The sequence below is a fragment of the Acetobacter oryzoeni genome, from assembly GCF_004014775.2.
Taxonomy (GTDB): Bacteria; Pseudomonadota; Alphaproteobacteria; order Acetobacterales; family Acetobacteraceae; genus Acetobacter; species Acetobacter oryzoeni.
Window position 1 is genome coordinate 43,832 of the sequence record NZ_CP042809.1, and the last position, 25,546, is coordinate 69,377.

The 25,546-nt window shown below is 52.0% G+C and carries 36 protein-coding genes and 1 pseudogene; 16 read left to right on the forward strand and 21 right to left on the reverse strand.

Going from position 1 to position 25,546, the window contains the following annotated elements; translation table 11 throughout:
• Positions 1 to 106 precede the first annotated feature (106 nt).
• Entirely contained in the window at positions 107 to 1,858 is a 1,752-nt protein-coding gene (locus EOV40_RS13045; RefSeq protein ID WP_244297054.1) for a Hint domain-containing protein, read from the reverse strand.
• 212 nt (positions 1,859 to 2,070) lie between these two features.
• Between EOV40_RS13045 and EOV40_RS13050 the strand changes: the two genes are divergently transcribed.
• Positions 2,071 to 2,667: a recombinase family protein gene (locus EOV40_RS13050; RefSeq protein WP_116100443.1), complete on the forward strand. Its 597-nt coding sequence runs from the start codon at positions 2,071 to 2,073 to the stop codon at positions 2,665 to 2,667.
• 29 nt (positions 2,668 to 2,696) lie between these two features.
• Here EOV40_RS13050 and EOV40_RS13055 read toward each other — a convergent pair whose 3' ends face one another.
• From EOV40_RS13055 to EOV40_RS13065, 3 genes are all read right to left on the reverse strand, one after another.
• The gene (locus EOV40_RS13055) at positions 2,697 to 2,987 is read right to left on the reverse strand and encodes a WGR domain-containing protein (protein ID WP_244297055.1); all 291 of its coding nucleotides are present in this window, start codon (positions 2,985 to 2,987) and stop codon (positions 2,697 to 2,699) included.
• 21 nt (positions 2,988 to 3,008) lie between these two features.
• Complete coding sequence (locus EOV40_RS13060) at positions 3,009 to 3,287, reverse strand: HU family DNA-binding protein (RefSeq protein ID WP_167506904.1); 279 nt, start codon at positions 3,285 to 3,287, stop codon at positions 3,009 to 3,011.
• A 95-nt stretch (positions 3,288 to 3,382) separates the two neighbouring features.
• A complete protein-coding gene (locus EOV40_RS13065; RefSeq protein WP_128106293.1) occupies positions 3,383 to 4,093 on the reverse strand; it encodes a BRO-N domain-containing protein in 711 nt (236 codons plus the stop codon).
• Positions 4,094 to 4,425: 332 nt separating this feature from the next.
• Here EOV40_RS13065 and EOV40_RS13070 point away from each other — a divergent pair, with 332 nt between their 5' ends.
• From EOV40_RS13070 to EOV40_RS13090, 5 genes are all read left to right on the forward strand, one after another.
• Positions 4,426 to 5,136, forward strand: a complete 711-nt coding sequence (locus EOV40_RS13070) for a hypothetical protein (RefSeq protein ID WP_244297056.1) — start codon at positions 4,426 to 4,428, stop codon at positions 5,134 to 5,136.
• A gap of 117 nt (positions 5,137 to 5,253) precedes the next feature.
• Entirely contained in the window at positions 5,254 to 6,102 is an 849-nt protein-coding gene (locus EOV40_RS13075) for a hypothetical protein (RefSeq protein ID WP_128106295.1), read from the forward strand.
• Between the two features lie 2 nt (positions 6,103 to 6,104).
• A complete protein-coding gene (locus tag EOV40_RS13080; protein WP_128106296.1) occupies positions 6,105 to 6,569 on the forward strand; it encodes a hypothetical protein in 465 nt (154 codons plus the stop codon).
• A gap of 96 nt (positions 6,570 to 6,665) precedes the next feature.
• Positions 6,666 to 7,478, forward strand: coding sequence for a hypothetical protein (locus tag EOV40_RS13085; protein WP_128106297.1), 813 nt, complete (start codon positions 6,666 to 6,668; stop codon positions 7,476 to 7,478).
• An 11-nt stretch (positions 7,479 to 7,489) separates the two neighbouring features.
• Positions 7,490 to 7,882 (forward strand): hypothetical protein, encoded by a 393-nt coding sequence (locus EOV40_RS13090; RefSeq protein ID WP_128106298.1) that lies wholly within the window; start codon positions 7,490 to 7,492, stop codon positions 7,880 to 7,882.
• A gap of 93 nt (positions 7,883 to 7,975) precedes the next feature.
• Here the strand turns inward: EOV40_RS13090 and EOV40_RS13095 are convergent, their stop codons facing one another.
• From EOV40_RS13095 to EOV40_RS13140, 11 genes are all read right to left on the reverse strand, one after another.
• On the reverse strand, positions 7,976 to 8,266 hold the full coding sequence (locus EOV40_RS13095; protein ID WP_244297057.1) for a hypothetical protein: 291 nt from the start codon (positions 8,264 to 8,266) through the stop codon (positions 7,976 to 7,978).
• A 49-nt stretch (positions 8,267 to 8,315) separates the two neighbouring features.
• Positions 8,316 to 8,516 (reverse strand): hypothetical protein, encoded by a 201-nt coding sequence (locus EOV40_RS13100; protein ID WP_006560470.1) that lies wholly within the window; start codon positions 8,514 to 8,516, stop codon positions 8,316 to 8,318.
• Positions 8,513 to 9,046: a hypothetical protein gene (locus EOV40_RS13105; RefSeq protein ID WP_128106299.1), complete on the reverse strand. Its 534-nt coding sequence runs from the start codon at positions 9,044 to 9,046 to the stop codon at positions 8,513 to 8,515. Before EOV40_RS13105 ends, EOV40_RS13100 begins: the two co-directional genes overlap by 4 nt.
• 68 nt (positions 9,047 to 9,114) lie before the next feature.
• Positions 9,115 to 9,525 (reverse strand): type II toxin-antitoxin system VapC family toxin, encoded by a 411-nt coding sequence (locus tag EOV40_RS13110; protein WP_058988177.1) that lies wholly within the window; start codon positions 9,523 to 9,525, stop codon positions 9,115 to 9,117.
• Positions 9,522 to 9,794 (reverse strand): antitoxin, encoded by a 273-nt coding sequence (locus tag EOV40_RS13115; protein WP_208729365.1) that lies wholly within the window; start codon positions 9,792 to 9,794, stop codon positions 9,522 to 9,524. Before EOV40_RS13115 ends, EOV40_RS13110 begins: the two co-directional genes overlap by 4 nt.
• Positions 9,795 to 9,864: 70 nt before the next feature.
• Positions 9,865 to 10,281 carry a hypothetical protein gene (locus EOV40_RS13120; protein WP_086651098.1) on the reverse strand — a complete coding sequence of 139 codons (417 nt, stop codon included), beginning with the start codon at positions 10,279 to 10,281 and terminating at the stop codon, positions 9,865 to 9,867.
• Positions 10,278 to 10,715 (reverse strand): plasmid protein, encoded by a 438-nt coding sequence (locus EOV40_RS13125; protein WP_128106300.1) that lies wholly within the window; start codon positions 10,713 to 10,715, stop codon positions 10,278 to 10,280. Before EOV40_RS13125 ends, EOV40_RS13120 begins: the two co-directional genes overlap by 4 nt.
• A gap of 62 nt (positions 10,716 to 10,777) precedes the next feature.
• Positions 10,778 to 11,266 (reverse strand): single-stranded DNA-binding protein, encoded by a 489-nt coding sequence (gene ssb, locus EOV40_RS13130; protein WP_086651096.1) that lies wholly within the window; start codon positions 11,264 to 11,266, stop codon positions 10,778 to 10,780.
• A 723-nt stretch (positions 11,267 to 11,989) separates the two neighbouring features.
• Positions 11,990 to 12,136, reverse strand: coding sequence for a hypothetical protein (locus tag EOV40_RS15055; RefSeq protein WP_167506905.1), 147 nt, complete (start codon positions 12,134 to 12,136; stop codon positions 11,990 to 11,992).
• Positions 12,129 to 12,428 carry a hypothetical protein gene (locus tag EOV40_RS13135; RefSeq protein WP_128106301.1) on the reverse strand — a complete coding sequence of 100 codons (300 nt, stop codon included), beginning with the start codon at positions 12,426 to 12,428 and terminating at the stop codon, positions 12,129 to 12,131. The genes EOV40_RS15055 and EOV40_RS13135 overlap by 8 nt, the downstream gene beginning before the upstream one ends.
• Before the next feature lie 59 nt (positions 12,429 to 12,487).
• On the reverse strand, positions 12,488 to 13,168 hold the full coding sequence (locus tag EOV40_RS13140) for a hypothetical protein (protein ID WP_128106302.1): 681 nt from the start codon (positions 13,166 to 13,168) through the stop codon (positions 12,488 to 12,490).
• Positions 13,169 to 13,945: 777 nt separating this feature from the next.
• Between EOV40_RS13140 and EOV40_RS13145 the strand changes: the two genes are divergently transcribed.
• The 4 genes from EOV40_RS13145 (at position 13,946) to EOV40_RS13160 (ending at position 16,685) form a co-directional block, all read left to right on the forward strand.
• Positions 13,946 to 14,224 (forward strand): hypothetical protein, encoded by a 279-nt coding sequence (locus tag EOV40_RS13145; RefSeq protein ID WP_128106303.1) that lies wholly within the window; start codon positions 13,946 to 13,948, stop codon positions 14,222 to 14,224.
• Positions 14,225 to 14,347: 123 nt separating this feature from the next.
• Positions 14,348 to 14,923, forward strand: coding sequence for a MucR family transcriptional regulator (locus EOV40_RS13150; protein WP_128106304.1), 576 nt, complete (start codon positions 14,348 to 14,350; stop codon positions 14,921 to 14,923).
• Between the two features lie 303 nt (positions 14,924 to 15,226).
• On the forward strand, positions 15,227 to 15,421 hold the full coding sequence (locus EOV40_RS13155; RefSeq protein ID WP_128106305.1) for a hypothetical protein: 195 nt from the start codon (positions 15,227 to 15,229) through the stop codon (positions 15,419 to 15,421).
• 439 nt (positions 15,422 to 15,860) lie between these two features.
• Positions 15,861 to 16,685 (forward strand): IS5-like element IS12528 family transposase, encoded by an 825-nt coding sequence (locus tag EOV40_RS13160; protein WP_077931072.1) that lies wholly within the window; start codon positions 15,861 to 15,863, stop codon positions 16,683 to 16,685.
• 518 nt (positions 16,686 to 17,203) lie between these two features.
• On the opposite strand, the gene EOV40_RS13165 is transcribed toward EOV40_RS13160, so the two are convergent.
• Positions 17,204 to 17,950, reverse strand: coding sequence for a hypothetical protein (locus EOV40_RS13165; protein ID WP_128106306.1), 747 nt, complete (start codon positions 17,948 to 17,950; stop codon positions 17,204 to 17,206).
• Positions 17,951 to 18,234: 284 nt separating this feature from the next.
• Between EOV40_RS13165 and EOV40_RS15160 the strand changes: the two genes are divergently transcribed.
• The gene (locus tag EOV40_RS15160) at positions 18,235 to 18,501 is read left to right on the forward strand and encodes a hypothetical protein (protein WP_128106307.1); all 267 of its coding nucleotides are present in this window, start codon (positions 18,235 to 18,237) and stop codon (positions 18,499 to 18,501) included.
• A 23-nt stretch (positions 18,502 to 18,524) separates the two neighbouring features.
• On the forward strand, positions 18,525 to 19,103 hold the full coding sequence (locus EOV40_RS13175; protein WP_208729367.1) for a nuclease-related domain-containing protein: 579 nt from the start codon (positions 18,525 to 18,527) through the stop codon (positions 19,101 to 19,103).
• Here EOV40_RS13175 and EOV40_RS13180 read toward each other — a convergent pair.
• Genes EOV40_RS13180 through EOV40_RS13190 form a run of 3 tightly spaced genes read right to left on the reverse strand, consistent with a single transcriptional unit; the run spans position 19,058 to position 20,742 of the window.
• A complete protein-coding gene (locus EOV40_RS13180; protein WP_128106309.1) occupies positions 19,058 to 19,693 on the reverse strand; it encodes a hypothetical protein in 636 nt (211 codons plus the stop codon). The two genes, EOV40_RS13175 and EOV40_RS13180, sit on opposite strands and share 46 nt — an antisense overlap.
• A gap of 60 nt (positions 19,694 to 19,753) precedes the next feature.
• Positions 19,754 to 20,131 carry an ABC transporter substrate-binding protein gene (locus EOV40_RS13185; protein WP_116100419.1) on the reverse strand — a complete coding sequence of 126 codons (378 nt, stop codon included), beginning with the start codon at positions 20,129 to 20,131 and terminating at the stop codon, positions 19,754 to 19,756.
• On the reverse strand, positions 20,128 to 20,742 hold the full coding sequence (locus EOV40_RS13190; RefSeq protein ID WP_116100418.1) for a hypothetical protein: 615 nt from the start codon (positions 20,740 to 20,742) through the stop codon (positions 20,128 to 20,130). The genes EOV40_RS13185 and EOV40_RS13190 overlap by 4 nt, the downstream gene beginning before the upstream one ends.
• Before the next feature lie 431 nt (positions 20,743 to 21,173).
• On the opposite strand from EOV40_RS13190, the gene EOV40_RS13195 reads away from it, so the two are divergent.
• Together EOV40_RS13195 and EOV40_RS13200 are read left to right on the forward strand one after the other, a co-directional pair.
• Positions 21,174 to 21,671 carry a hypothetical protein gene (locus tag EOV40_RS13195; RefSeq protein ID WP_244297058.1) on the forward strand — a complete coding sequence of 166 codons (498 nt, stop codon included), beginning with the start codon at positions 21,174 to 21,176 and terminating at the stop codon, positions 21,669 to 21,671.
• Positions 21,655 to 22,281 (forward strand): annotated as a pseudogene (locus EOV40_RS13200) (type ISP restriction/modification enzyme); the annotation flags it as partial. The gene EOV40_RS13195 and the pseudogene EOV40_RS13200, both read left to right, overlap by 17 nt.
• 66 nt (positions 22,282 to 22,347) lie before the next feature.
• Here the strand turns inward: EOV40_RS13200 and EOV40_RS13205 are convergent.
• Together EOV40_RS13205 and EOV40_RS13210 are read right to left on the reverse strand one after the other, a co-directional pair.
• The gene (locus EOV40_RS13205; RefSeq protein ID WP_167506907.1) at positions 22,348 to 22,680 is read right to left on the reverse strand and encodes a HigA family addiction module antitoxin; all 333 of its coding nucleotides are present in this window, start codon (positions 22,678 to 22,680) and stop codon (positions 22,348 to 22,350) included.
• The gene (locus tag EOV40_RS13210; protein WP_116100417.1) at positions 22,670 to 22,960 is read right to left on the reverse strand and encodes a type II toxin-antitoxin system RelE/ParE family toxin; all 291 of its coding nucleotides are present in this window, start codon (positions 22,958 to 22,960) and stop codon (positions 22,670 to 22,672) included. The genes EOV40_RS13205 and EOV40_RS13210 overlap by 11 nt, the downstream gene beginning before the upstream one ends.
• A gap of 314 nt (positions 22,961 to 23,274) precedes the next feature.
• Here EOV40_RS13210 and EOV40_RS13215 point away from each other — a divergent pair, with 314 nt between their 5' ends.
• A complete protein-coding gene (locus EOV40_RS13215) occupies positions 23,275 to 24,882 on the forward strand; it encodes a tyrosine-type recombinase/integrase (RefSeq protein ID WP_128106400.1) in 1,608 nt (535 codons plus the stop codon).
• A 174-nt stretch (positions 24,883 to 25,056) separates the two neighbouring features.
• Entirely contained in the window at positions 25,057 to 25,539 is a 483-nt protein-coding gene (locus EOV40_RS13220) for a MobC family plasmid mobilization relaxosome protein (protein ID WP_128106310.1), read from the forward strand.
• Positions 25,540 to 25,546 lie beyond the last annotated feature (7 nt).

A 25,546-nucleotide genomic window follows, 5' to 3' on the forward strand; every position in this document is an offset into this window, starting at 1 on the left:
TCAGGATCAGGAATGATGATGCGACGAAAAAGGGGTGAGCGGAGAAAGAAAGAGGACTTTCTCAATGAAGAGAAAGCCCTCTCACGTCTCATTTCACAAAAGATCGTTAAGCTGAACGCTTCTGCACATCAGACACGGCTTGATCTGACAACAGATAAGGGCCAGCAGCACGGATTGTCAGGGAGAGGATTCCCATTTTCCCGTGTGACAGATGATCCCCTAAAGACAGTTCGGCATTGCCATTCGTCCATGCACAATCTGTCCAATCGGTCTCATACCAACCTTCCGGTTTTTCGGCCTGAAGGTGAGAGGTGATATCAAACTGTCTCTTGGCGCATAGCAGGCGAACATCAGCAACAGCGACCCCCATATGGCGTCGATCATCCACAAACGGACCAATCACATCAGATGGACGGCTGGCGCGTGAAACAATCCGCACAGACTGCGTATCAGGCGGCAGCATGAAGCTATACTGGTGCGCCGTCTTACGCATCGGTCGCACAGTAGCTCCTGTATCCGTGACCAGATGCAGATCTGGATCATCCGTGAGTTCCATCGTTTCTGACGGAATTTGGATACCAACCACACTGTTTTCACGCCATTCCAAAGCCCGGAACAGAGGTTCTACAAAGGAACGCGCAACACCCAGTGGAGCACCTGCATCGTCTGCCCAGCTTTTGACTGCACCACGCAGCGTAGCAACCTTGCCTTCCTGACGGAAAGAAGAACGATTGCCTGTATCCAGATAGCTTTCTGTCAGCATGCCATCGGCAGTAATGATGGAATGCTGCTCGGTTTCGATATGGTAGTAATCGTAAGAGGTGATGGATTTGTCGTAGAAAATGGACATGCCATTGACCAGCATCCGTACTGGTACAAAACAGTCTTTGAAGAACAGGCAATGCTCAGCGGTAATCAGCATGTCCTTATAAGGCACACCATCGGCAATCGCGTCTTTGAGGATACGAACAGGCCAACCTGCTTCATCGTCATGTAGTTCTGGACGAACAGTAGCACGCGCCTTGCCGACCCACACAACCGGTCGCACAATGTCTGCATTATTCCGCCAATCAAAAGCAATAACCTCGTCACCGATGCGAACATCTTCAACAGCGACTTCACCCGTGGTAGTACGAATCATACTACCCGTTAGGAAACAGGTAATAATACCACCTTTTCCATCATCTTGTGTGAATTTCTTCGTAAAATACCCAAAACCATGATCTGTTCCGGTGTTTTTAAGATCAAATGGGTCTCCATTAAGCACCATAACACGACCGACATTGACTATCCCACCAACGCTAACGCCCGGACCAATCGTCGTTGTATTTGTAACCGCGCTGTAACTTGCTGTTATGGACTTATCTCCAAACAATGGCTTACTAACCTGAGGAAAGTCCATGACAAAGTCTTTAGGGATTGTCGTTGTTGGCAGTCCGGCTTTATCTAAGAAAATGACTGGGACAGAAAGCAAACCAACATCAAGTCCCGTCGGCTCCATCGTGATTTGACCACCAGACGGTCCAACGTAAACTTGCTTCAAGGCCGACACACCAACTAAAGTTCCTTGAAGGTCAAGAATACCACCGTCAGTTTTCAGAGCACTAATTGCGGTCGCATTTAACAGACCACCGCCTACCTTAGCCGTGGCGCCATTCTCCACTGTAATGGCATTAAGAGCGTTGACACCTGCTATTGGAGTAGAAAGATCCACAACAACGGGATCTCCAGCAGGAGTATCAGCATTTTTCGTAACAACAATAGACGACAGGCCACTTACGCCAGCCAGAGCAGATAAGTCCCCACTACTATATACAGTTGCCACACCAAGGGAGATTTTAACCAATGCTGCTGTCATTTACCTAAATCCTGATTTGCGCACAACCTGCAAGACAAGATTTTTCTGACATTATTTATTTTCATGTTGCCTTCTTTGTTTTACCTATATAAATATCAACTGTATGTTCACTGGTGCAAAAGGTCGGTTATGACATTTGCGCAAATCAGGAATTGCGCACAAAAAGATCCCGAGATAAGCATCCGTCTTTATGAATTCAGGATGGCAGCACATTGTCTCGCAAAATTGGGTATGCTCGCGTGAGCACAGTCGGCCAGACGCTCGACGTACAGCTCCAATCTCTTCATAACTATGGATGCGCCAAAATTTTCCGCGAAAAGGCAAGTGGCGCGGATTCAGAACGCATCCAGCTTCAACGCCTACTTCGTAACCTCTCTGATGGAGAGACTGTCGTTGTGACGCGAATTGATCGGTTAGCACGCAGTACCTTTGATCTTTTTGCAATCATCAAAGAGATCACACAACGAGGTGCGCAGTTTTTTTCTATCGCAGAGCCGTGGGCAGATACGACAACAAGCACCGGTCGGCTGATGCTGGCGGTTTTAGGCGGTCTGGCTGATGTGGAACGTGACCTGATTAAAACCCGCACTGCGGAAGGTCGAATACGCGCTGCCCGTTTAGGTGTAAAAATGGGGCGGCCTGCCAGGATCACAAAGCTACAGCAACAAGAAATCAAGGATTTGCGTCAAAGTGGCGCAACACTGAAAGCACTTGCGTTGAGATACGGAATCAGCACCAGCACGATCTCAAGAATTGCAACAGGGACAGATAGTCACAGCAGCCGTAAACGCCCTAAAAAGGAAAATTGATACTTAAGCTTTCTCATCTATGCCACTACTCACGCTCTCACAATGTAACCCCGCTTGAGCTTCTGACGTAATAGACGGGCCAGCTGATTGGCCGCAGCCCCTGCATCAGGAAAAAGATCCAGCCTTATTTTTCCGGGAGTTCCTATTCTTCCCCATCGTCGAATGAGTGCTGCGCCACCGAATAGATCTGGTTGGATTGAAAGATCGTAATAGCGCCATGTGTTACGCGGCGGATAGACGCGCACCAGAGAAACGGCGTCCGGGAAAAGAGCAAGTTGCAGAAAAGCCCCATCCTGCACTGAGAAATCATTCCGCCGCACTTCAAGGCAATCAGTAAACCCTCATTGACCTGTCATAGCATCCTTGACAGCTTTTGCTGGTGTATAGGCCAGTTTACGAGATGCGGGGATCACCAGATCCGCACCAGTTTGTGGATTGCGTCCTTTGCGTTCAGCCATCTGACGGACGACAAATTTGCCAAATCCTGAGATAGTCGTTTCGTCACCTTTCGTAGCGGCTTCAGTAATTGCTGCAAATACTGTTTCCAAGGCTGCTTTGGCATCTTTTTTTGAAATATCCGTTACAGCAACAATACGTTCAATCAAGTCCTGGTTATTCATTTAACGTTCCAACATGATCCAGTAGGGAATGGAAGGGTAATAGATTTTACACCACAACCACAAGGGTTTACCTTCCACTCCCTCAATGATGGAACTTATGACCCGGCTGGTGATACAGCGGAAACCGGCTCAAAGTAAGGACCGGTGCCAAGTTTATCATCCAGCAACCGCATAACCGTGGATAGACGGCACATATACTGGCGCATTTGATCCGACCGCTCACTATTTTGCCCGAGAGCGAACCAACTGATTTGCACGAGTTTCACCAGATGAATGAGTTCCAGAATATCCAGATCATAAGACCACGGACGTTTTGCTTCGCTTAACGCTCTTTCGACAGAGAATTTTCCGTTCATCCGGGTCACCAGGTGACGGGTTGATTGATAAATATCTCCCTCTTTCAGCTCCTCTAGAAGACGTAGATCAGCCTCGCTGATATTCGGTTTGAGCGCGTCGGCGATCGGTGCCCCTGCATTAGGCCGGTATACACCGGTGCGCCGGATTTGTGGCAAGACCTCGTCAGTTACCCATCGCCGAAACCTTTTAGCTACGGGCTTTCGGGAAGCAAACGTAAGGTGATAGAGCCCACTCTCGCTCACAGCCACAACTCTCTGCGGACCGCCAGCAGTCGAAATTTTAACCAGACGTTTTTCATTATCATCGAGTTTCTCCAACGCACTCCGATGGCGTTGAATCTCCAGCACGTCGCAGACTGCCCGGCCAAGTAGCCAGAGCTGATTATCACACTCGATCCATTCGAGTTCGTGCCCTTCGAAAGTCATTGCTCCGCTTGATTTCAGGGTCATCTCTTACTCCTCTCAGAAATTCGTTACCCCGACAGCATGACGTTACATCATGCGACGAAATACGGAATTCTCAGACTGCCCCCCAAATCAAAGGGAGCCTACACTAATGCCCTATTTCTCCGCTTGCCCAATCCTGGCGGCGTAGCCGCCGCACTGAGGGTGCAATGGTGTATGAAGAGCCTGAAAAGTGTGTGGTCAATGTGTGGTCAATGTGAGGGCAGATCAATGGTCAGTGCAAGGTCAATATTAGGTCTAAGTGTGGGCTTTCCCTTGTGATGAGCTTTCTCGTCGCATCATCGCGGGCAATTCTCTCCAACAAAAAGGAGAGCATCATGTCAAAAGGTATAGAGAAGCTACGAGCCCGGACGACAAAACAACATGCATCCTGTCGGGCTGGTAAACTCTACCGATGGTTATTCGAGCACCACGAAACAATCCGACAAGCAAGAGATGACAACATTGGTTGGGAGGAAATAGCTGAGGCTGCCAGAGCTGACGGGATCACAATCGTATCGGATCGACCTGGACGAAAACTGATTCAATGGAAATGGAAACGTGTCTGTTTGGCGCTTGGCAAGCTTACTCCATCTAGGAGCGATAATGACGTAAGTGACCGAGATGCTGGGAGGCCTATTATGCCCAGCCGCTTGCCCGCCGACTGGACGCCAGAGTTTGTTGATATTCCACAACCTGCCCCGCCATCTGTTCAGCCAGTGCCTCAAAGCTCCTCTCTGACCCTTAAAACCGAGACGGTTCCTGCAGGCGCCCCCATGACGATGGAGCAAAAAATAGACAAAGCTCGTTTTACGCTGGGCCAGGCCAAGTTCGACCTCACGTTGGCCAAGGAACAGATCAGGCGAAATGACAGTCAGGGCGCGCCGATGCTGATCAAGGAAGTAGAGGCAAAACTCCCTGAACTAAGAGAGATCATCAAGCAAAGGCGCACCATCTATGATCGTCTGCTCGCAGGCGAGGATGTTCCTGAGGAAGAATTGGAATTCAAATCACCTCGCGAGAGAGAGGAAGATCAGTATTCGGACTGAAGAGGCTTTTTCATTTTTTTCTGGAGAAATCCTATCTGGTCGCATGATGACACGGTGAAATCCTTCTGAACGGCACCCTCATGATTGCGCGGTGCCGCACCAGAAAAGGATGATTCAATGACTGCAACCAGAACGGATCCAGCGAAGACCCAACCTGCCAAGCCAGCCCGCACCAAACCCCCTGTGCTCCTGACAGCAGTCGGTCGGCAACGCACGGGCAAGACCGTTTTCCTCAATGCCCTGACTGAGACAGTCATGCGTCAAGGCGGTGATGTAGAAGTCTGGAATACAGACCTCCTGAACGTCTCCCACTCCATCGCGCACTTCCACCCCAATACAAGGAAGCCCGCTACGGGCAATCTCAAGGAGCAGAAATCCTGGCTGGAACAGCAGATCGAAGGCATGGTGAAACGCCAGAAAGACGTGATACTGGATATCGGCGGCGGCTGGACTGCCTTCCACGAAATCATCAATAGCACCCCTCTTGTGCCGCAACTGGCCAAGCTGGGAATCAAGGTTGTCGTGGTATATATGCTCGGCACGGAACTGGCCGATGCTGACTACCTGCAGGATCTCCAAGAGAAACGGCGCTTCCTGCCAGGCCACAGCATCATCGTGATGAACCGTGGCTTGCTGCCTCTTGGTTACTCAAACAACAGCCATTTCGACAAAATCCGTCAGACACCAGCAGTCATGAACGCCACGGTAGATGCGTCAGATGAAAATGGCGGAATTTACTTCTTGCCGGAACTGGACGGTATGGACGAAATCACGGATCGTCGGATGTCTTACGCAGACTTCATTGATGACAAGAATGTCGAGGGCCATCCCCCCAGCGGTCTATTTGACCGGATGCGCGCAGAAGTCTGGTTTCACCGCTCTTTCCCCGAGTTTCTTGCACAGATTGACCCTAGCCTCCTTCCCGACATGCCCAAAGGTCTGCCTGTCCCGAAAGACTTTGAGTAGCCATGAGTCAGAAAAACGACAGACAGCCGGACAATCCACCCACTCCCGCGCAGGCGATTGAGGAGCTGAAGCATGCGCTTCAGCACTTCACTGTCAGGCCGGATACTGCGAACGGGCGTTTCTTTCTGGCGATACTGGCCGTGCTGGAAGCACAAAACCGCACCCTTGAAGCTATGCCCAGATGCCTCGATGAGGCCCTCGTCTTGGTTAAGGCAGAACGTCGCTCAATCGAGCTTACATTGCAGGACGGTGTGGATGCAGCGAAGGCGCTGAGCCAGATCAACGAACGGATGGTTGAGCAACGTATTCTGGATGTTGTCAGCAAGGTCTTCCAGTCGTTGAAACCTGAGATCGGTCGGCGGGCAAAACTGATTGCCGACCGGTATCAATGGCGCTCCACAGGGATCATCATCTTCTGGGGGATGGTGCTTGTTCTCATCGGTTTCGTGCTGGGGCGTCTTCCATGAAAGTGTGACCATAATGGACACACTTTCCCTGCCCGCTCTTTTTTTAAACTCGTCGCATCATGATGAGGAAAAATCACCGCATCGCAGCCAAAGGAGATGCTCATGAAAAAGAGACGAACCGCGTGGAAGGTCTGGCCTGTGCTTGGCTCTTCCTTCTTGGTTTATCCTGCATTGGCGCAAACCGTCAATGTCCCGGCAGGTCTGCCGCCAACGGTCAATGCAACCTATCAGGAAGTTGGGATGGGCGGCTGGACACCACCGACCTCCACCACAACACAGCAGATTAGTGGAAGTGGCTCCGTAGTCTCTACAACCACAACAAACGGCAGCAGTACGGATGCTCTGCAATCGATGTATTCCCAGTCATGGGGATATGCCGCGGCCCAAAATGCCAGCGCCCTTGGGGTAACTCCAGATGCTCTGGCGGCAACGTGCGTTGTAGAGTCAGGATGTCGCAACGTTTATACAGCCAACGGCAATTCATCCATAACAGGTGCATTCCAAATGTCGAACGGCACCTACAATGAAGCTCTGCAAAAGGCGTTGGCCTCTAACCCTAGCCTTGCATCCAGTATCACCAACACGGGCGTTTCTGGCCAGCAAGATCCGGCCACACAGGCGGTTGCTGCGGCACAGTATCTCAAGGATGCCGCAACCACTCTGCAGAATTCTGGCGTCAGCAACCCGACGGCTCTTGATGCCAGAGGCTATTATAACTTTGGTCCGCACGCAGGAGTTCAGCTTGCACAGGCCGACGAGAACGCTTCTATGGCTTCCGTATTATCTAATATGTCGCCTGACCAACTTTCTAAAAACGGCATTTCACCGGGGGAGACAGTCGGACAATGGAAATCTAATGTTGCTTCCAAAATGGGAACAGCAGCACACTCTCCAATCCTAGCTAGTTAATTGAGGATATTATGAAATTACGAAATCTACTGGCCTTGTCCTTAGCACTTGCACCTATCCCGGCTCTGGCCGCCGGCTTAACACCAGTAAAACCATTAGCTGGGTACACATGCATGATGCTGAATGAAACTGCAGCACAGTCAATGGACTTCCAACATCCGGTTTCTTTCAAATTGAATCCCTCTGACAATGAGCCCGATGTTGCGCCCGTTGGAAATCAGGTGGCTGTGAAAACTGGCAGCCGTATTGTGAATGGCTATGTCGAAACCGTTGATTTTGCCTTCCGGCCGCGATGGGTCGCACAGAAATACCTTGTGCCTTATCACGCTAAGGCAGATCCTTCGGCAACATGTGCTCCGGCCATCATGTCAAATGGACATCTCGGGTTCAAATATGCTCACTAAGTCGAGGATAATCGCTAGTGACAAGCTTGCTTAGATAAAATCCACGATCACGTAAAAACAGAAAAGCCGCCATAAGGCGGCTTTTTTTATGGTTCAGCTGGCTGCGCTCAAACTGCACTCCTGAAAGGCCGGATCATGCAGTCGTTTACGAGGAGATGGTCGCGCTAGAAATGCTGCTTCCAGATCGAGCAACCATGCCGAGAGATCAGGAGGCAATGACGATGTCCCGGCAATGGCGCGTCGAAACTGTGTGCGATGCATATCGCATCTCTCGGCCGCGAGACGTTCCGTCCAGCCCAGCACCATGAGACACTGGAACAGTCGGCGACCGGAGAGCCGTAGAGCCGGGCGTTCGGAAGAAGAGGGGATTTCTGTCGTTTTCATAGTGTGATGTTGACGGGCCATGATGCGACCGGCCAACCTTCACTGTGTTTTATCCCTGAATCAGGAAGGCCCGGAGCAACCGCTTCCAGAATGGCACCCCTTCTGCCCTCCATGTCCGCTGGAGTTGCCTGTCTGCCGCAAGGCTATCCCATAGCAAAGGCGAGACGGACAGCCTCTCTCGTCGGGTTGCCCCCTCTCTGCGTTGCCGTTTCCGCTCCTTGCGGATCATGATCGCACGGGCAAGATTCATGATACACCTCTCTCGCAAGCTGTACTGCCGCCGTAGAGCTTTTCCACGACGCCGATAACTTCTGACCCAGGCACTGTGACGGTCCAGTACGTTCCATTCCTGCCGACCTTACTCACGTTGCACTCATCAATCATCCAATGATTTTCCATGGCTGTCGCGGGTGTCACGAAGATGGCGCGTCCGGCAGACAATTCTGTCTCCGGATGCCCTGACAGCCACAGCACGTCTGAACTGTCTTCGTGCTTCGGATCGTGAGGCTCAATCCCGGAAACCCTGGCGCCCAGTAAAGCCACTATTTTCAAGGATACGTGATAGCACCCTTCCAAGGACTTCGCATAACCCTCTGGTTTTTGCTCGACCGTGATGGTCAGGGGCAAAGAGGGATCGAAATTTTTTTCTCTCCGGACTGCGTTCATGAGACTGCCGAATTGTGCTTCAGCCTCATCATCCGCCACAGTCATGGAGACAATCGTCTCTGGCTGATAAACCTCTCTCGGCACCTGACGCTCCTGTGTCTGTAAAACCGTCATCTTTTCAGACAGTCTGGTGAAATCTTCTTGTTATGCTGACCTTGGGTTTCTTCTGGGGCAAAAGACAGTCACGTCCCATCCTCCAGCCAGTTTTCAACCTTCAAGCCTCGGATGCGCATAAACTCACGTGTGTTGTTCGTCACCAGGGTCGCCTTGAGGGTGTAGGCGTGAGCCGCGATGAGCAGATCATTCATGCCGATCGTCTGCCCTGCGGCTTCGAGTTCGGCGCGGATGCCACCGTATTCACAGTCGGCAGGAATATCGAGAGGCAGCACGGGGACAAACGCCAGCACGCTTTCAACCCGGTTTAACAGCTTTGCAGAGCCTTTTTTAGCACATCCATATCGTAACTCAGCGGCCACAATAATGCTGGTACAAAGGTCGCCGGGATCGATACGTTCGATGCGACGCGCGCACGGGCCGGAAGGATTTCGGACAAGATCACTGATGATATTGGTATCAAGGAGATAGGCGCTCACAGAATATCTTCCGGTCTGGCGGCTACGTCCTGAATATCGGGAAAATCGTCTTCTGGGGCCAGCTGCGGTTCTTCGCGCCATGCCATGAGAAGCTCCTTCAGAGTGGAAGGGGTTTTCACAGGCTCCAGAACGAGCTTGTCACCGTCACGGCGGATCAGCACCCGGTCTCCTGGCATTTGAAATTCAACCGGAATCCGCACTGCCTGACTGCGGTTGTTCCAGAACAGTTTTACTTCGCGTGGTCGGGGAGTCACTTTAGGAACTGGCATAAGAACCTCCTGTGCGTATATCCCTTATTGTATATGCCAGACACTCAGCCTTCAAGCCTTTTGGTTGCCTTCAGAGGTGGCCAACGACCATGCCATCCTGCCCCCGCAAGTAGTGCACCATATATTCCGCTCCTGCGAGTGAGAGGGGCTCAGCAAGGCCCTGCAACCCTTCCACAAGAGCCTCGTGTCGGCGTGCAGCGATAAAGGCCAGCGCACTGCCTCTTGAAAATGGCCTGAAGGACTCATCACCACGCAACTGGAACCGGAGTGGAACAAGGTCTGCCAGCCCGCGTGCAACATCATGAGGCGTTGGATCCTGCTCTGGTACCAAAGACCGAAGCAGCGCAGAGGCTTGCCTGTCTTCCTGAATGGCCAGCAGCAGCCCTTCAAACCGCCTGACTGTGGAAAGTGTGACAAAGGAAGGTGTGGGCATTCCATTCACGATATGGAATGCCGTGCGCCCCAGCTCCTGAACAAGCTGTCTCATACCGCCATTCTCCTGCGGATCATGCCAATGCGATCGAGAACCCGCGCATCACGGGAAGCGACTGCGGCCATCCTTGCCTGCTCTGCTTCCTCTTCGATTTCTGCCATGATCTCCTGATTGAGTGCTATTCTGGCAGCCTCTTGGTCTTCACTGTCCCAGTAGTCTTCCTCCACATCATCGCACCCTGCCGGGCAGCAGCCGTACTCAATGCCGTGACAGCAGAACCCCTCAAGGTGCCCCTCATCGGCGTCTGGGGCATAGTTCCCTTTCTGTCTGGCATAGTCCTGCAGGGCTGCGGCCTGATCGGGAGCGAGCCGAGAGGCAGTCTGATCAATCTCTCTTGTCAGTTTCTGAACATAGAGTTCATAAGAGCAGCCACAGCCCTTGCTGGCTGCGGAATTGGCTGTTTCGTACAGTTCTGCGACAGTTGACATAGGGGTTACTCCGGCTGGACTGGCCGGGGCACCTCCCCGGCCTTAGAGAAAAAAACTGGCACTCAGAACGGGATCTCGTCATCGAGACCAGCGTTTGACTGCGGCGCATCCCATCCACCGGCCTGACCGCCGTTATTGCGGGTGCCAGAGTTCCGTGGGGCGTTGCTGTATCCGCCACTCTGTTCACCCTCCTCAGTGTGCCGCGTATCCAGAATGGTCAGCTCGCCCCCAAAACGAGGCAGCACAATTTCAGTTGTGTAGTTGTCCTTGCCGTCCTGTCCCTGCCATTTCCGGGTCTGGAGTGAGCCTTCGAGATAGACCTTGCGGCCCTTGCGCAGGAAACGTTCCGCCACATCTGCCAGACGTTCATTGAACACGACGATCTTGTGCCATTCAGTGCGCTCACGCCGTTCGCCAGACTGGCGGTCGTTCCAGGTATCGGACGTGGCCAGAGAGAAAGAAACAATCTTCTGCCCGGACTGGGAGTGACGCACTTCGGGGTCTTTGCCGAGGTTGCCGACAAGAATAACTTTATTAACGGAACCTGCCACAACACTTCTCCTACCCTGCTATACTTCTGATGAAACCGGCTTTACTGGCCGTTGGCGGTATTGTTTCTTCCGCCTACAAGTAAAAGATAGTACGGATACTGAAATAATGCAAGAAAAAACGACAGGAAAACGTAAGAAAATATAAGTTTTTTCAAGAAAAACCCAAATACACAAACCTTTCATTCCCGCATGCCCTTTATTTACTTACTAATACATAAGTAAATAGCAAGTATAGGAAAGAACGGCGGTGAGCATTAGCACGAAAGTGGCGAGACCCCGTTTAGGGGGCTCGACATCTCTTAGCGGCTATGCCGCTTAGAGATGCTGGGCGAACGCACCCTGAGAGGGGCGCCCCGGACACTGCAGAGGACCACCCGGAAAAGCTGAAACGGTCAGAAAGAAAGGAAGCAACCCGACAGGAAATCCAAGGCCATGCCGGTCGAGACCAGAACGATTCAGGCTTACAGCCAAAAGAGTGAGAGGATCCAGAACGCCCTCCCCCGCACCCAGCCTCATATGAGGAGGAAAAAGGGTGCAGTGATCCCCTTCATGAGCAGATGCAATCGGAGCTAACGGGGAACCTGAAGCGTCAGAGCGTGAGAACAGTCCAAGAGCTGCCGGGGCGCAGCCCCGGCCGTTCATAGTTGGCCAGCTCTGCTGGCCCCCTTTTCCCCGCGCTGGTACGAGGCGCAAGAGAAAGGCGGCACTGAGGCCGCCTTGTTGTCAGGAATGATGGGACGCCTGAGCGTCGAGCCTGTCGCGCAATTTGTTAAGGCGGCGCAGGATTGGGCCGAGAGCGATGCCAAAGGCGAGAGTTCCAAAGGCAAAGATGCCGTAAACCACCACCATGTTAACCGTAAAATTATCCATGATCGGTTTTCTCCTCGTCTGGAGGATATGGGATATAGGCCAGAATAAGCAAGGAAATACCTTCCATGAACAAAGAACCGCAACCCGCCACAATCATATGATTCAGACTGACGGGAACGGTTGCTGTCAGCAAGGGGGTTATAATTCCGATGCCTGCGATACTGAGTGCGCTTGTTTGTAGTGCCCCAGCAAGGGCCTTGAGCCGATCCTCCTGAGATTTCCGGGTCTGCCTTGGGGGCAGAATAGCCCTGAGAAAGCGGCGCTCCCGGTCTGTAATCTGGTTCGTGTTCATCCAATACTCATCCGGTGTGAAGGAAAAGAACCGGGCGGCGAAGCCGCCCGGCCGCTGTATCAGAAGCCCAGAGCGTCTGCCTGTGCATCGGCGATCTGACGATCAAGAGAGCGGGCGGAATTGCGGCTGTAGGGCTTCCATTCAGAACCAAAGTATTCGGCGTAAGCCTTGGCGGCACCTTCTGCAAGGGCTGACAGGCCATAGGCTTTCATGCCGAGTTGTGCGGCAAATTCGCGGGCGAAGGCGGCGCGGTTGGCCTGCCCATCCACCCCCATACGATCTTCGTCGCGGTTGTCGTTTGTAAAGCCAGAGGACAGTTCACGGGCGGCCTGCCGCTTGGTTTCATAGAACTGGGCCTGCCCGAAAGCAGAGGCCACACGTGCGCCCACGATGCGCTGCATGTGCATTTCAAGAGCGCGGTAATTCTTTTCACCGTTTACGGTGGTTGCAAGAATGGGTTCCATGATCTTGATTTCTTCCATCACGGAATTGTAACCGGCTCCGAACACTTCATCAGTGTCCACTTCATCAATGGCGAAGGCGCGGGCAATGGCTGCGGCCTGTGCATCGGTGGGAATGAGTGCCTTGACGGCTTCAAGGGTAGCGATAGGGGCAGCAGCCTTGCGGTCAACGGCTTCCTGAAAGGAACGGGCGCGTGGTGCGTTTTTATTGGCCTTGTTAGCTTTCTTCTCTTGCGCTTCGGTATGGGCTTGAGCGATAGCGGTAGCAGCGTTTGACATGACCAATCTCCTGTCTGGCGTTAGCCCCGTTTCAGTGTTCGCATCACTGGCTCGGGGCGCTTTAATGATTGGGAGTTATTTCCCTCTCACAAGTAAAAGATAGTACAAACCGCCCCACAATTGCAAGCATAAAATGCAATAAAAACAACAAAATAAATGAATTATTTTTGTTTACTTGTCCATTAACTTCCTCTTTCTTTTCCGCATGCCCTTTATTTACTTTCACACAAACAAGTAAATGTAAGTATAGGAAAGAATGACGGTGAGCATTAGCACGAAAGTGGCGAGACCCCTTCAGGGGGCTCGACATCTCTTGGAGGCTCGGCCGCCTAGAGATGTCGAGCGAACGCACCCCGACAGGGGCGTCCCGGATCCGTATTGAGGTGGCGCACGCAAGACCAGGGCAAACGGAAACAAGGAAACTGCGTCTGCCCAAGCCCAACCGGATCTGAACTCTCTTCATAATTTTGATGAAGGTCTGTTTTTTCTATTCGGTCGCATCATGGCCTGACAGAAACGCAGAACGGAATTTTATTATGTGGAAGGACAACACGATGACATCTGAGGCACACCGCAAAAGCCCCTGGGCCAGACCCTGTATTATTGAGCTCACATCTGGCGAAAACCCCTTCTCTCTCTTTCCGCGAGAGCCATCCGACCATTTTACGCTCATAAGATCGAAAGCGGGCATGACCTCCTTCTGCGTCCTGACAGACCCAAGAAGTGACCCGTCTCTCACGAAGAACACCCCGCCCGAAGATAGGCAGTGAGCGGCTCATGGTTTCCCCACGCTCCACGACGAAATACAAACCCCGCCAGCCGGATCTGTTTGGATATCGCAAGCCACGCGCACCACAGCGCTATCTGGCACACATGATTGATGTTGGAGATCACGGCTGTATTTACGAACCGGGCAATACATGCGTTGCCTTGTTTTCATACGCCCGCTGTGGTTGGGAGAGTGGCTGGATTGAGCGTCAGAACAAAACACATGTTCTACGGGGCGTGGCCTGTGCGAAGTGCAACGATCAACCCCAAGGATCGTTGGCGGACTAAGACCCCACTATGCGATAGCAACAATACCTTGCCTATGATTTACGACATGTTAAATGGGTTTTTCCGCTACAGGTCAGAGATTTAGTATTGAGACGACATTCAGACAACAGAAAGACAGGCACAATGGCAGAGTCCACATCCGTTTACGAACCTGACACACAAAAGGTGGAACAGACCGTTACAATCATATCAGCCTATGTAAGCCACAACACGGTCAGCACCGAAGCCCTCCCAGATCTGATCAGATCTGTCTATGCGACACTCGATACACTCTCACCCTCCCACCCCGCTCCTAAAGCCCCTGAGAAAGCCGTAACACCCGCAGTTGATCCAGTTTCTGACGTGATACCTGAACCACCCGTTCCCGAAAAAAGCGTGTCTCAAGAACGCACACCGGCGGTACCGATCAAACGCTCGGTTTTCCCAGATTATATCGTCTGTCTTGAGGACGGTAAGAAAACCAAGATGCTGAAATCCTACATTCAGAGACATTTCAACCTGACCCCTGAGGATTACCGCGCACGCTGGGGATTGCCCCCGGAATATCCTATGGTGGCACCAAGCTACTCCGCACAGCGGGCCGCCATTGCCAAGCGCAACTCACTGGGACGACGTGGCGATGACACCAATGCCACACTCTCATCAGGTGAAACAAATATCGCGTCAAATCGTAAAGCACGTGGCCGCAAAACGAAATAAGTCTGACCATTCAATAAAAAGTCCATTTCTCGTTTTCGGTCGCATGACGATGGATGACACCTGAAGCATCGATACACAAATGGGAAACGAGACATGGATAGCGATAGTGTTAGTCTCAACGCAGTTTTAATTCTGTTGCTTTACTCTGTTGTGGTTTTTATTGTGACGAGACTTTGGTTTAGCGAACGCAGACAGTGTATACTCGCATTCTGTTTACTTACAGTCCCAGCCTTTCTGGCGGCATTGTGTGGTGGCTCGGACTCACTGTTCAGCAATGGCCCCTAACAAGGAGAACACTTCATTATGGATCCCACCGATAACACACGCACCATAACCCAAGGCGTAACTTACGGGTTTGCAGAAATAGCGATTGGCTGCACCGCCATTGGCCTTGCCTGTTCTGGTCACACGACCATCGCCCAATGGATGATGATTCCTACCACAGTGGCTGGTATGTTCGCCTGGGGTTACATGATGAAAGCCGCGAAGATACGGTGAAACGCTCTCCTCCCACCTGCAAGACAGACTATGCAGGTGGGATAACTCTGACGCTAGAATGCGTAAGGTTTCCGCATCGCCAAGTCTTTCATCAGAGGCAGTTTGGACTGGTGGATGACTGAGACGCTCGCCATGTTATAAATTGGCCGACCGTCCATGTAGCCAAAGGCAAATAAAGCCGCTGCATCCTTCATTTCATGCAGGGGCCGGACAAACCAGTCGTGAGTCTCTGTTCCTCCAGGCTGCCCAAGGAGCGCTGTCAGCGTCTCAATTTTCCTCTTTCTCCACTCAGGACACTCGTCACCGAGTGTTGCAATCTGCAAAGACACCCCACAGCCCATTTTTTGCAAGAGGGTATCAGGCGTTACTGCCTCAGAGCCCTTTTGGAAATTCGCTATGATAGGGTTTCAAGAGGTTTTGAGTGTGATTCAAAGGCAGGATGTGGACGCCAGCACAACGAGGCCGCATGGCCGGAATTACACGCAAGACGAAACGCTATCCGTCTGATCTGACAGATGAGGAATGGGAGCGCATAGCGCCTCTGATGCCCCCTGCGAACCGGCGTGGTCGGAAACGGACAACCGATTTCCGTGAGATCATCAATGCTCTGCGCTATCTCGTGCGCTCAGGCTGTGGTTGGGAGATGCTTCCGGTTCATTTTGGCCCATGGCAAACGGTTTACTGGTGGTTCCGCAGGCTGATGCGCCGTTTCCTGTTCCAGACCATTCATGATGTCTGTCTGATGCTCGATCGTGAAGCGGCAGGACGCGAAACCAGTCCATCGGGTGGTGTCATTGATAGCCAGAGTATCAAGGCACCCCACGCAAAGACACGTGGTTATGACGCAGGCAAGAAGATCGTCGGTCGGAAACGTCACATCGCAGTTGATACGGATGGCCGCCTTCTCCTGGTCCAGCTGACAACAGCCGATATTTCGGACAGTGCAGGAGGACAGATGATCCTTGATGCCATTCGTAAACGCTGGCCTTGGGTGAAGCACCTGTTTGCCGATGGAGCCTATGACCGCCTCCAGTTGATGGATAAGGCCACGTTTCTCGACTTCACAGTCGAGATCATCCGGCGGTCAGAGACAGCAAAAGGGTTTGAAATCCTGCCGCGTCGGTGGGTTGTGGAACGGACCTTCGGTTGGATGATCCGCTGGCGTCGCCTTGTGAAGGACTACGAACAGCGGATCGACGTCGCAGAGGCCATGATCCACATCGCCATGGGATGCCTCATGCTACGCCGAAACGCTCATCCGTGAATTTCCAAAAGGGCTCTCAGAGACTATCGCCCTACATTTGCGTATGTATGTCTCGGCGGCCGTTTCAGATGCCCCACTGAACCGCATGCCGCCCCCTTCACATGACGCAGCAAAAGTGACGAGCTGACGCATCACTTCCCACTCTGATCCCATTGCAATCAGTGACCAGTTTCTGACACTCCTTTGGAGGGTGCGCTGGCGGGACGCATAGGATTCATAGAGGTTGTTGTCGCCACCTAATTCGAAGAAAAGATACTGGTCACTCGAAAACCCATGATCTGGGAAGGCTGCGTTTAGAGTGTCCGCAGAAAACCTCGTGGCTGCGAGGTCATAAACAATACGATAGGACATGAGATGTCGCTTTCTTAAGAGTTATGAACTCCTTCAGGTCCGACCGGAGCGGGCTGTCGGGTCATGCGCGGCGCACAGCGCCGGCACCGCAGGCCGTCTGGCCCAGCCAGACGGACGAGGAGCCACCGCTTGATGCGAGAGACCGTTTCGGTCAGAGCGCTCCTGTCTTAGAAAGGAATATCCTGCCCCTCTTTCTGCCTAAGCGATAACCTCATCCTCATGGGCTTTGAAGCCATTTTCTTTTGAAGTTGGCACCACCTTCTATTGCGTCTGCGCTGCTTTTTTCCTGAGCGCCAATATGAGCGCAGAAGCGGTCGCAACTCGGGCCAACGGGCTGTTACATCCGCATAGGCAACTGACTGTTCAGAAGCGCAACATCCGTAGCGATCAATGCCCTGTACGATAGCAACGCGCCCTATTTCGGATGAAATCTGCACAAGGCATCCATCGTTCAGGTCGGGTTGCGAAGGGAGCCGTAAGAGAGCTTTGCTGTCAGCATTGTGCAGGGCAAGCCAGCCGCCAGCCAACGTGACAAGCCCTGAGAGAGCCATCAGATCGTAATCAGGCAGGATATGCTGTATCGCCATCTTTAAATCGGGCACGGCTTGCCAGAACCTGATCCTTTTATCGGCTAACGGCCCGCTGTAGCCTTCAGGATTCTCACACGATACGATTTCGCACATATCACACTGATAGATTTTACGTCCGCTTTTCCAATAAGCAACACTGACGTCCTCGAAACAATCAACCCATTCCACGGCTCGGATATCCAGTGCTGGATATTCTACAGAAAGAGCGTCTGCATGATGGAGAAGGGTCGAACCAGAGCCGTTATACAGTGTGACTTGTACCGTTTTTTCATCCAGAAACATGATGTCTTCGGAGTGACAGTATCCCTCAACAAGCTCTTTCACGAGCCTGTTAAGGAGCGAGGCTGGGCCAGTGAGTGTCTGGACTGATATTGTGGATATACTCATCATTGGGATCCTGTGATTTTGGTCCCAATTTCGTGGGGCACAGACAACCGATCGGGGCAATGGCGCGCCATTAAGGGCGCGGGCCGTCAGGCCGCACCATTGCGGCGAGCGTGTTGTTCTGTGCGCTCAAGGCATTATAAAAGTCTCTTTCCTGAAGAAATGAGTATTTTTCGTCGCATCAGCACACTCCAAACTGGTTCCCGATCAGTGAGGAGTTTGTAATGTCGCGAAAATCCAGTCCCCAGTCTGTTGAGAGCAAACTGTCGAACCATTCGGTCAAGACGTCCCTTGTCGAAACTGAAAGCATTGTCATTGCACCAAACGGTTCACCGCACAAAACAACTCATTATCCGCGCACCTCTGGCGATAACATGTCAAAGCATCAAAGATACTATGCTCGAAACCGCGAGTTGGTTTGTGCACGCCAGCGTGAAGCCAGGCGCCGCAAGAAAGTGTTGCGGGTATCCCAGAAAATGGGGGACATCTAATGCGGCGGCGATACGGAGCTCCCATGAGGTCTGCACGAGAAAACTCGTTCTTGAAAGCTTTCAAAGCTGACATTCAGGGGCGCAAAGGTGAGACGGACGTCAGGAACATTCTTACTGAATATGGTCTACCCAGTCTCCATGATATTGTGTTGCCAACCCGATCAGGAAACCCAACGCAGATTGATCATGTCGCGCTGACGGCTTTTGGCATACTCGTCATTGAAACCAAGCACTTACGAGGCCGATTGAGTGGGGATGTTCGCAACGATTACTGGCGGCAAACTCTGCCGGGTGGATGGTCTGAGAAAATCTACAGTCCTGTTCGGCAAAATGCCGGCCATTGTGACGCCGTCTATATGATCGTCCGTCACATAGATGCTCGGATTCAGACACTTAGTAGAATCGTCATGACAGGGACTGCAGAAGTTACCCCAGAGCTTTCCTCAGTGGTGCATACAAGTGAAACGTTTGCGAAGGAACTGGAAAGCCTACGGAACAACTCTGTTTCAGAGCTGCTCCAGCATGCCTGGGATCGTCTAACTGAAGCAGCAAAACATCATGAGGGCTTGCGGAAAGGAACGACTTTATCCCCATTTGCCTGATTTGCTTCGCGATCATCTTCTCGAACAAGAATGACCTTTTCAGCCGGCCGGTTAAAATTGCGTTGCATGTAATCAATGAATTCCTCCCGGTCTTCATCGGTCAACGGAAACGCTGCCTCATAGGAATCAAAGCCATCTGTCTGGTAGCTACCACAATCAATTTCGAGCGCTTCCATGTAGTCCAGCCCGTCACATGTCGCATTGACAAAACCAAGTCTTGAGGGCTCGTACCCGTCATATCCAAGCTGTACAATCCAGCTCTCTCCGAGATAGATCACGTCTATCATGCCATCTTCTGCATTGATCGGGGGCCACGCGCCGATTTCCACGCCCTTAAACTGGCCAGGAAACATGTCGGCCAGAGCCTTCGCCAGCCGTGCTGTCTGGGGCCTCATGACGGCAAAATCATGCACAACAGGAATAGGGGCATCCTCACGCTCGGCTCGGAAATACGCTTCAACTTTTTCTTCTGGCCACGCTTTATCAATAAGCGCATCCATTTCATCTTCTGTATAACGATGCCGAGCTGGATCTTCTGGAGCTTTGGACACGACTGGTTTTTTGGTGCGAGATGTTTTCTTGGATGGCATAATAGACCTGTGTGGTTGACTAAAAACGAGAGTTTGAATACCGCAAGACGCTTGGTCTTCTCAGTTCAAATCGCGACAGTCTGATGTAACATTATGACTCGAACGCAACACGACGTTGCCGTTCCTGTCGCCAATCAATTCACACCTGACCCATGATGCCTTCTGACCTGGCTGAGCCGGCCGAAACAAAATCATGGATGAACCCGTTTCACTACTGGCGCTGGAGCGGATTTCGTATCCAGAATTCAGCAACTGCTCCAAAGAGGCCGGGTGTTCTGCAAAGAGAGTGGGAACAGCATGTGGCGTGGTTTTGGGTGCGAACTGGCTCGTCCCGCTGCTGATCATGTTTTGCGCTGAAGCCGGTTGTGACAATGCCATCAAACCAGCAAAGGCTGCCAGTGGCAGGCTATACGTTAATTTCACAAAAATTTCCTTCATAGACAGAATTTCACCTTCGGGGGCGGCGGAGCAATTTCTCCAACCCGCCGCTTCACTTCCTGCATGAGCACGGCGGCAATTTCATGAATGAGTTCCATCATATAAGGAGCCTCAGACGGACGCGGCCCGTATGGCGTGTTCGATATCAATGTAATAAGCTGTGGGAGAATGCCGCTTTTTGTGATTTCCTTGGGTTTGCCTGTCGGGGTGATCTTTCCCTGAGCATATCCCAGGGCGCCCAGAAAACTGGCGGTAATCAATGCTCCCAGGCGCATGTCTTCGTCCCACGTCATCAGGCCTAATAAATAGGGTCTGACGATCTGTTCAGATCCACGGAACAGTCTGAAAAAGACACTGCCATCGACTATGCTGCCGTCTTCACCCAAGATATCTACACGCAAACGCCACCCGTCCCGAAATCGGGGATGCGGTACGCTGCCTTCTCCATCCTGGGCAATTTGCCTATAACGCGCTCTGACCTCTGGTGAACTTGGAGTGCGGAATGTCACGACACTGGTGGATGTCTCCTCCAGCTTCAGGTGCTCACCCTGTATTCCAGTATCTTCTCTGGTGCTTACCGCATCACAACTCGGATTGACGCCATGTTGCATAACAGTTTCGTCTCCTTATTCCCGTAAGCCCCTATCTTTGCCTCACAAGATGCGACGAAAAACTTCGTCTCACCAGATTCGTCTAAAAAAGTGAATCTGGTCGCATGATGAGAGGGAATACTCCTCCCTAAAGGAGAACCACTTATGCCTTATCCCTACTGCTCTGCCAGCCATGGCAGACCCGTCCGCACAGCAAAACTTATCCTGCCTCTCTTTGTCTTGCTTGGAGGCATACCCGCGTTCGCGGTCGCATAAACCACGTCACCAGCCCCCAAAATAACACAGCCTACGAACACAATTCCGGAGCCTTCTCCGCTATTGCGGGGCCAGGACCTCCCTTCATCTGCTGATGAAATGGGGTTCGTACAGTTTCAGCATTGGTGCTAAACCCCGAACCGTGAAAAAAGCACCCAACCCCGTCAGGGCCCCTTATGCTGTCGGGTGCGCTGAAACGCTTTGTGATGGATAATTCCCATGCCAGTATCGACACTAAGAAAGCCACACAACGGACCGTAGAACTATTTCTAAAAGCTTTCGGAGATGCGCCTGCGTCCATTGTTGGTGGCGCGAAGGCTGGGGCGTTCCGTGACCTGCTGTTTGCTCTTCCGGCATCACTGGGCAAACGTAAAAGCAGCCTTACCCTTGAAGAAGAGGCTCAGAGAGCCAGAGAGGAAGGTCTGCCCACCCTGAGCGGGAAAAACCACATGATGCATCTCTCTGCCCTGTGGAACCAGCTACACCAGCGCGAACAGGTCACACGCAATCCGTGGACAGGCTGGAATTTTGAAAACGGACAGAAGACCTGCAGAGCATTGACGGCATCCCCTGCTTCCTTATACGCCCCCATACCGAAACCGGCTGAGTACCGAAAACAGAAGCCGGCACCCCACCCAGCCACGCCTTGTGCGCCGCGAAGCCATTACGGATGAAGGACTGAAGCACTTTCAAGATGCTTATCCGGGACAGACCATCAGCAAGAGAGACCTGTTCTACTACGTCTACGGTATCCTGCACTTTAAGGAATATCGGGAACGCTATGCTGACACCCTACGCAAAGAATTACCTCGCATTCCTCGTGTAAAAACATATGAGGCTTTCAAAGCATTCAGCGATGCAGGTCGCAGACTTGGAGAAATGCATGTCAATTTTGACAATCAGCCCATCTACGATGGTGCAAAGGTTGATTATGGCAAAGGCCCTCTCACACCAGAAACTTTCCGAGTAGAAAAAATGAAATACGGTAAGGGCAAGGACAAAAGCGTCCTGCATTACAATGACCGTATCACCGTCACAGGCATCCCGCTGGAGGCCTATGATTATGTCGTAAATGGCAAACCCGCGCTGGATTGGGTTGTCGAACGCCAATGTGTCAAAACCGACAAGGCCAGTGGGATTGTCAACGATGCCAATGACTGGGCTATCGAGACCATGAATAACCCACGTTACCCGCTGGAACTGTTCCTTCGGGTGCTGACTATCAGCCTTGAAACCATGAAAATCGTAAAAACCTTGCCAGCTCTGGATATCCTGGAAAATTAACTCAACAAGAGGGTCAACGGGGGAAGCATTCCCCCTTGCCTGCGGCTGGCTCCCTTTAAAAATAAGCTATTGAGAAACTCGATATCTAACAGGTTGCTGAGCCTGACCAAAGAAACCACTCACCTCAAGATCGCCTGCATGGACACGCGCTTGCGCCAAATCAAACGTGCTCTGCATCCGCATCAGCGTCTCGGCACTAATACCAAAAGCTTTCTCAAAGCGGATAGCCATGTCTGCTGATAAGCGTGCCCGGCCATTCAGTAACGCACTGATGGACTGGCGAGAAACCCCAAAATGCTCGGCGACAGCATTCACACGGATGTTATGGGGTTCCAGTAGTTCTGTTTTTATCCAGTCCCCTACATGAACCGCCAGAGAGGGGTGCATTTTAAGAGCCATGATAATCCTCCAATGTCATATCCAGAAGAGCACCTGTTTCGCTCACTCTGAATGTCAGACGCCAGTTTTTCGTAACGGTCATTGACCATGTTCCTGCCCGGTCGCCAGTTAGCGGATGCAGCCCATAATTGGGTGGGACAGACAACTCTTCCAAAGACCCGGCAGCATCAATAAAGGCCAGCATTTTTCGCAAACGACTGATGTCTCCGACCAGTCCTTTTGCATTCCCAGTTTCAAAGAAACGCCGGAGCCCTTTATGAGCGATACTGTCTATCTCCATGTGTGTAATGTATGACTTTACATGAAATACGTCAAGTAGTGCTTTACGTTTAAAAATATCTATAGTCCTTCGTTAACCACCTTGACTGCCCCACGGGTTTGCTCCAAAAGTAGAATTGCAGTCACTATACGAAGGATGATTTCGTCTGAAATTATCTTTGCTATCTCAATTGGTTGTCTTATTGGTTGCGACCAAAGAAAGCGGGTTCGAGTCCCGCAGTTCGCACCACTAACCTCTTGAAATATAACAGTAAAATGAGAATTTGGCGGGTCTGCGGGATTTTCCCGTTTGTCTTCCCAGACTGGGAAACGCAGATGCTCCGCCTTATCGGGTCTCACTACCACTTCCGCCGGGCCGTGCCCGTTGCCGTTCAGGCCCGACTGGGCCGAACCGAAATTTCTCTCTCTTGGCAGACTCAGAGTAAGCTGGTGGCCCGTGAACGGGCAGCAGCCCTTTACGCCCGAACCGGCGCACTTTTTGAGAAGGCAAAGACGATGGAGACTGACCTGTCACGCGAGGACCTGATTGCCCTGCTAATCGAACAGGGCAAAATTATAGCGGAACAGGAAGAACTCCTCACCCTTGCCGATGATGCCTTCCGGGCTGAAAAACGCGCCCTGCAAGCCGATCACGCCATGACCCTGATGGATCAGGTGCAGAAGGAAGGCGCTTTCATCTCTTTTGCCACAGAGTCACTCAAGGCACTGGAAGCACGGCTTCAAAGCATGATGCAGAAAGTCTTTACAGACAGCGCCGTGAGCAAAAAAGAAAAGGATATGCTGCGCGAGCAGATCAAAAGCCTCTCCACCCTGATTGTCGATCTGGGCAAACATCGCCCTGCTGGTTTGACTGAGGCAGCCGCAGGAAGCCCGGTTGAGGATGAACAGCCCAAAACCCGCAAGCCGACCTCTCCGCCTCTTTCCACGATGGCTGAAAAATTTGTCTTTACTGACAAGGACAAGAGCGAGGACACCAAGAAAGCCACACGCAAAACCGTGGACCTCTTTATTGAAGCCTTTGGCGACATGCCGGTGAAGCAGATCACGGGCACGGTTGCAGGTGAATTTTTCGACCTGCTCTCTGATCTTCCTGCCACTCATGGCAAAGGAAGAACCGGCCTTCCCATCCGTGAAGCCGTTGCTCAGGCCCACGAGCGAGGGCAGGAAACAGTCAGCGGGAAGACGGTGAAAAACCATTTCTCCCGTCTGTCCGCTCTATGGATGCATCTTGTGCAACGAGAAATGGCAGACCGGAATCCGTGGGCTGGTTGGGACTTCAACATCACAAAAAAGATCGTACGGCGAGGCTGGACAGATGATGAACTGACACTGCTTGCTCACACACCATGGAATGGCACATCGGTTTCCCGAACCACATGGGCGGGGATCATCAGCGTTGGCATGTTCACGGGAATGCGGTTGGGCGAAATCTGCAATCTGAGACGTCAGGACATAGAAGTTATCGAAGGCATTCCGTGCTTTCATGTTCGTCCTCACCTGGAAGATGACTGGTCACCAAAGACGTCCGCAGGCACACGGATCATCCCCATTCACTCGCACCTGCTCACCATGGATGGACTCGACCTGCTCAGAGATACCGGGGAGCACTACCTGTTCCCTGACCTCACGGTTTCATCGACAGGTGAGCGTGGAGACAATTTTGCTCGAGCTTTTTCGAAGCACAAAAAGCGCATTGGCATCCCGGAAGATGTGACGTTCCATTCCTTCCGCCATACCGTCAGTACGAAACTCAGGAACCAAGAAGCGCACATTAGAGAATTATGGATTGATACTGTTTTAGGGCATGAAGCATCCCACAAATCACAGGGCACGATGAACTACACGAGCGGGATTGAGGTCGCCAATTTGAAACAAGTCATTGAAGCCCTTCACTGCCCAGCAGAGTGCATCATGCCCTTCTGACAAGCTCATAATGGCGATCTCGTTTGCATGAAAAGAAAGTTCGGAAATCGGGTATCTCAATAGGTTATCTTTAAGAGGAGTTAAGAGGAGCCAGCAGTGCTGAATGGCTACCCATTCAGCATCTGGCAAGGGGGAATACTTCCCCCGTTGACCCCCTTTAAGGAGAACCTTGTTATGCCGATTGTCCGCACTTCTCGTCTCTCTGTGAGAGCCAGCCCCGCCGAACTGAACCGCTGGAATAGCGTTGCCCGCCACCTCGGCCACGCCACCACCGCTCATTGGATCAGGGCTCTCCTGACGACCTCTGAACTGGCTGGTGACAATGGCCAGCAGGTCAGCGCAGAACTTTACAGCCTGCGTCATGCCCTCTCACGTATTGGCAACAATCTGAATCAACTGGCCCACTCTGCTCATTGTGGTGACCATATCCACTGCGGGGAAACACTCACCGAACTTGAGGACAGGCTGCATCAAATTGATGGGCTTCTGGCACAATCACGAAGCCGCCCCCCCCCGGCGCAGGTGCGTCCGGTCTGCCAGGACGCTTCATTGAAAACTATCCGGGTCATGAGCCATGATTATTCAGGAGAGCCGGATCAGGACAAAAAGCGGTGCCGATGCCATTGCCCGACATGTTCTCCATGGCCCAAAAAATGAAACCATA

What these genes read in the sequence shown, in the direction of transcription:
- EOV40_RS13045 (WP_244297054.1), bottom strand. Translation starts at nt 1,858, where the DNA reads ATGACAGCAGCATTGGTTAAAATCTCCCTTGGTGTGGCAACTGTATAT.
- EOV40_RS13060 (WP_167506904.1), bottom strand. Translation starts at nt 3,287, where the DNA reads ATGAATAACCAGGACTTGATTGAACGTATTGTTGCTGTAACGGATATT.
- EOV40_RS13065 (WP_128106293.1), bottom strand. Translation starts at nt 4,093, where the DNA reads ATGACCCTGAAATCAAGCGGAGCAATGACTTTCGAAGGGCACGAACTC.
- EOV40_RS13070 (WP_244297056.1), top strand. Translation starts at nt 4,426, where the DNA reads ATGTCAAAAGGTATAGAGAAGCTACGAGCCCGGACGACAAAACAACAT.
- EOV40_RS13075 (WP_128106295.1), top strand. Translation starts at nt 5,254, where the DNA reads ATGACTGCAACCAGAACGGATCCAGCGAAGACCCAACCTGCCAAGCCA.
- EOV40_RS13080 (WP_128106296.1), top strand. Translation starts at nt 6,105, where the DNA reads ATGAGTCAGAAAAACGACAGACAGCCGGACAATCCACCCACTCCCGCG.
- EOV40_RS13085 (WP_128106297.1), top strand. Translation starts at nt 6,666, where the DNA reads ATGCTCATGAAAAAGAGACGAACCGCGTGGAAGGTCTGGCCTGTGCTT.
- EOV40_RS13090 (WP_128106298.1), top strand. Translation starts at nt 7,490, where the DNA reads ATGAAATTACGAAATCTACTGGCCTTGTCCTTAGCACTTGCACCTATC.
- EOV40_RS13095 (WP_244297057.1), bottom strand. Translation starts at nt 8,266, where the DNA reads ATGAAAACGACAGAAATCCCCTCTTCTTCCGAACGCCCGGCTCTACGG.
- EOV40_RS13100 (WP_006560470.1), bottom strand. Translation starts at nt 8,516, where the DNA reads ATGAATCTTGCCCGTGCGATCATGATCCGCAAGGAGCGGAAACGGCAA.
- EOV40_RS13105 (WP_128106299.1), bottom strand. Translation starts at nt 9,046, where the DNA reads ATGACGGTTTTACAGACACAGGAGCGTCAGGTGCCGAGAGAGGTTTAT.
- EOV40_RS13115 (WP_208729365.1), bottom strand. Translation starts at nt 9,794, where the DNA reads ATGCCAGTTCCTAAAGTGACTCCCCGACCACGCGAAGTAAAACTGTTC.
- EOV40_RS13120 (WP_086651098.1), bottom strand. Translation starts at nt 10,281, where the DNA reads ATGAGACAGCTTGTTCAGGAGCTGGGGCGCACGGCATTCCATATCGTG.
- EOV40_RS13125 (WP_128106300.1), bottom strand. Translation starts at nt 10,715, where the DNA reads ATGTCAACTGTCGCAGAACTGTACGAAACAGCCAATTCCGCAGCCAGC.
- EOV40_RS15055 (WP_167506905.1), bottom strand. Translation starts at nt 12,136, where the DNA reads ATGGATAATTTTACGGTTAACATGGTGGTGGTTTACGGCATCTTTGCC.
- EOV40_RS13135 (WP_128106301.1), bottom strand. Translation starts at nt 12,428, where the DNA reads ATGAACACGAACCAGATTACAGACCGGGAGCGCCGCTTTCTCAGGGCT.
- EOV40_RS13140 (WP_128106302.1), bottom strand. Translation starts at nt 13,168, where the DNA reads ATGTCAAACGCTGCTACCGCTATCGCTCAAGCCCATACCGAAGCGCAA.
- EOV40_RS13145 (WP_128106303.1), top strand. Translation starts at nt 13,946, where the DNA reads ATGGTTTCCCCACGCTCCACGACGAAATACAAACCCCGCCAGCCGGAT.
- EOV40_RS13150 (WP_128106304.1), top strand. Translation starts at nt 14,348, where the DNA reads ATGGCAGAGTCCACATCCGTTTACGAACCTGACACACAAAAGGTGGAA.
- EOV40_RS13155 (WP_128106305.1), top strand. Translation starts at nt 15,227, where the DNA reads ATGGATCCCACCGATAACACACGCACCATAACCCAAGGCGTAACTTAC.
- EOV40_RS13160 (WP_077931072.1), top strand. Translation starts at nt 15,861, where the DNA reads ATGTGGACGCCAGCACAACGAGGCCGCATGGCCGGAATTACACGCAAG.
- EOV40_RS15160 (WP_128106307.1), top strand. Translation starts at nt 18,235, where the DNA reads ATGTCGCGAAAATCCAGTCCCCAGTCTGTTGAGAGCAAACTGTCGAAC.
- EOV40_RS13175 (WP_208729367.1), top strand. Translation starts at nt 18,525, where the DNA reads ATGAGGTCTGCACGAGAAAACTCGTTCTTGAAAGCTTTCAAAGCTGAC.
- EOV40_RS13180 (WP_128106309.1), bottom strand. Translation starts at nt 19,693, where the DNA reads ATGCCATCCAAGAAAACATCTCGCACCAAAAAACCAGTCGTGTCCAAA.
- EOV40_RS13185 (WP_116100419.1), bottom strand. Translation starts at nt 20,131, where the DNA reads ATGAAGGAAATTTTTGTGAAATTAACGTATAGCCTGCCACTGGCAGCC.
- EOV40_RS13190 (WP_116100418.1), bottom strand. Translation starts at nt 20,742, where the DNA reads ATGCAACATGGCGTCAATCCGAGTTGTGATGCGGTAAGCACCAGAGAA.
- EOV40_RS13195 (WP_244297058.1), top strand. Translation starts at nt 21,174, where the DNA reads ATGCTGTCGGGTGCGCTGAAACGCTTTGTGATGGATAATTCCCATGCC.
- EOV40_RS13205 (WP_167506907.1), bottom strand. Translation starts at nt 22,680, where the DNA reads ATGGCTCTTAAAATGCACCCCTCTCTGGCGGTTCATGTAGGGGACTGG.
- EOV40_RS13210 (WP_116100417.1), bottom strand. Translation starts at nt 22,960, where the DNA reads ATGGAGATAGACAGTATCGCTCATAAAGGGCTCCGGCGTTTCTTTGAA.
- EOV40_RS13215 (WP_128106400.1), top strand. Translation starts at nt 23,275, where the DNA reads ATGCTCCGCCTTATCGGGTCTCACTACCACTTCCGCCGGGCCGTGCCC.
- EOV40_RS13220 (WP_128106310.1), top strand. Translation starts at nt 25,057, where the DNA reads ATGCCGATTGTCCGCACTTCTCGTCTCTCTGTGAGAGCCAGCCCCGCC.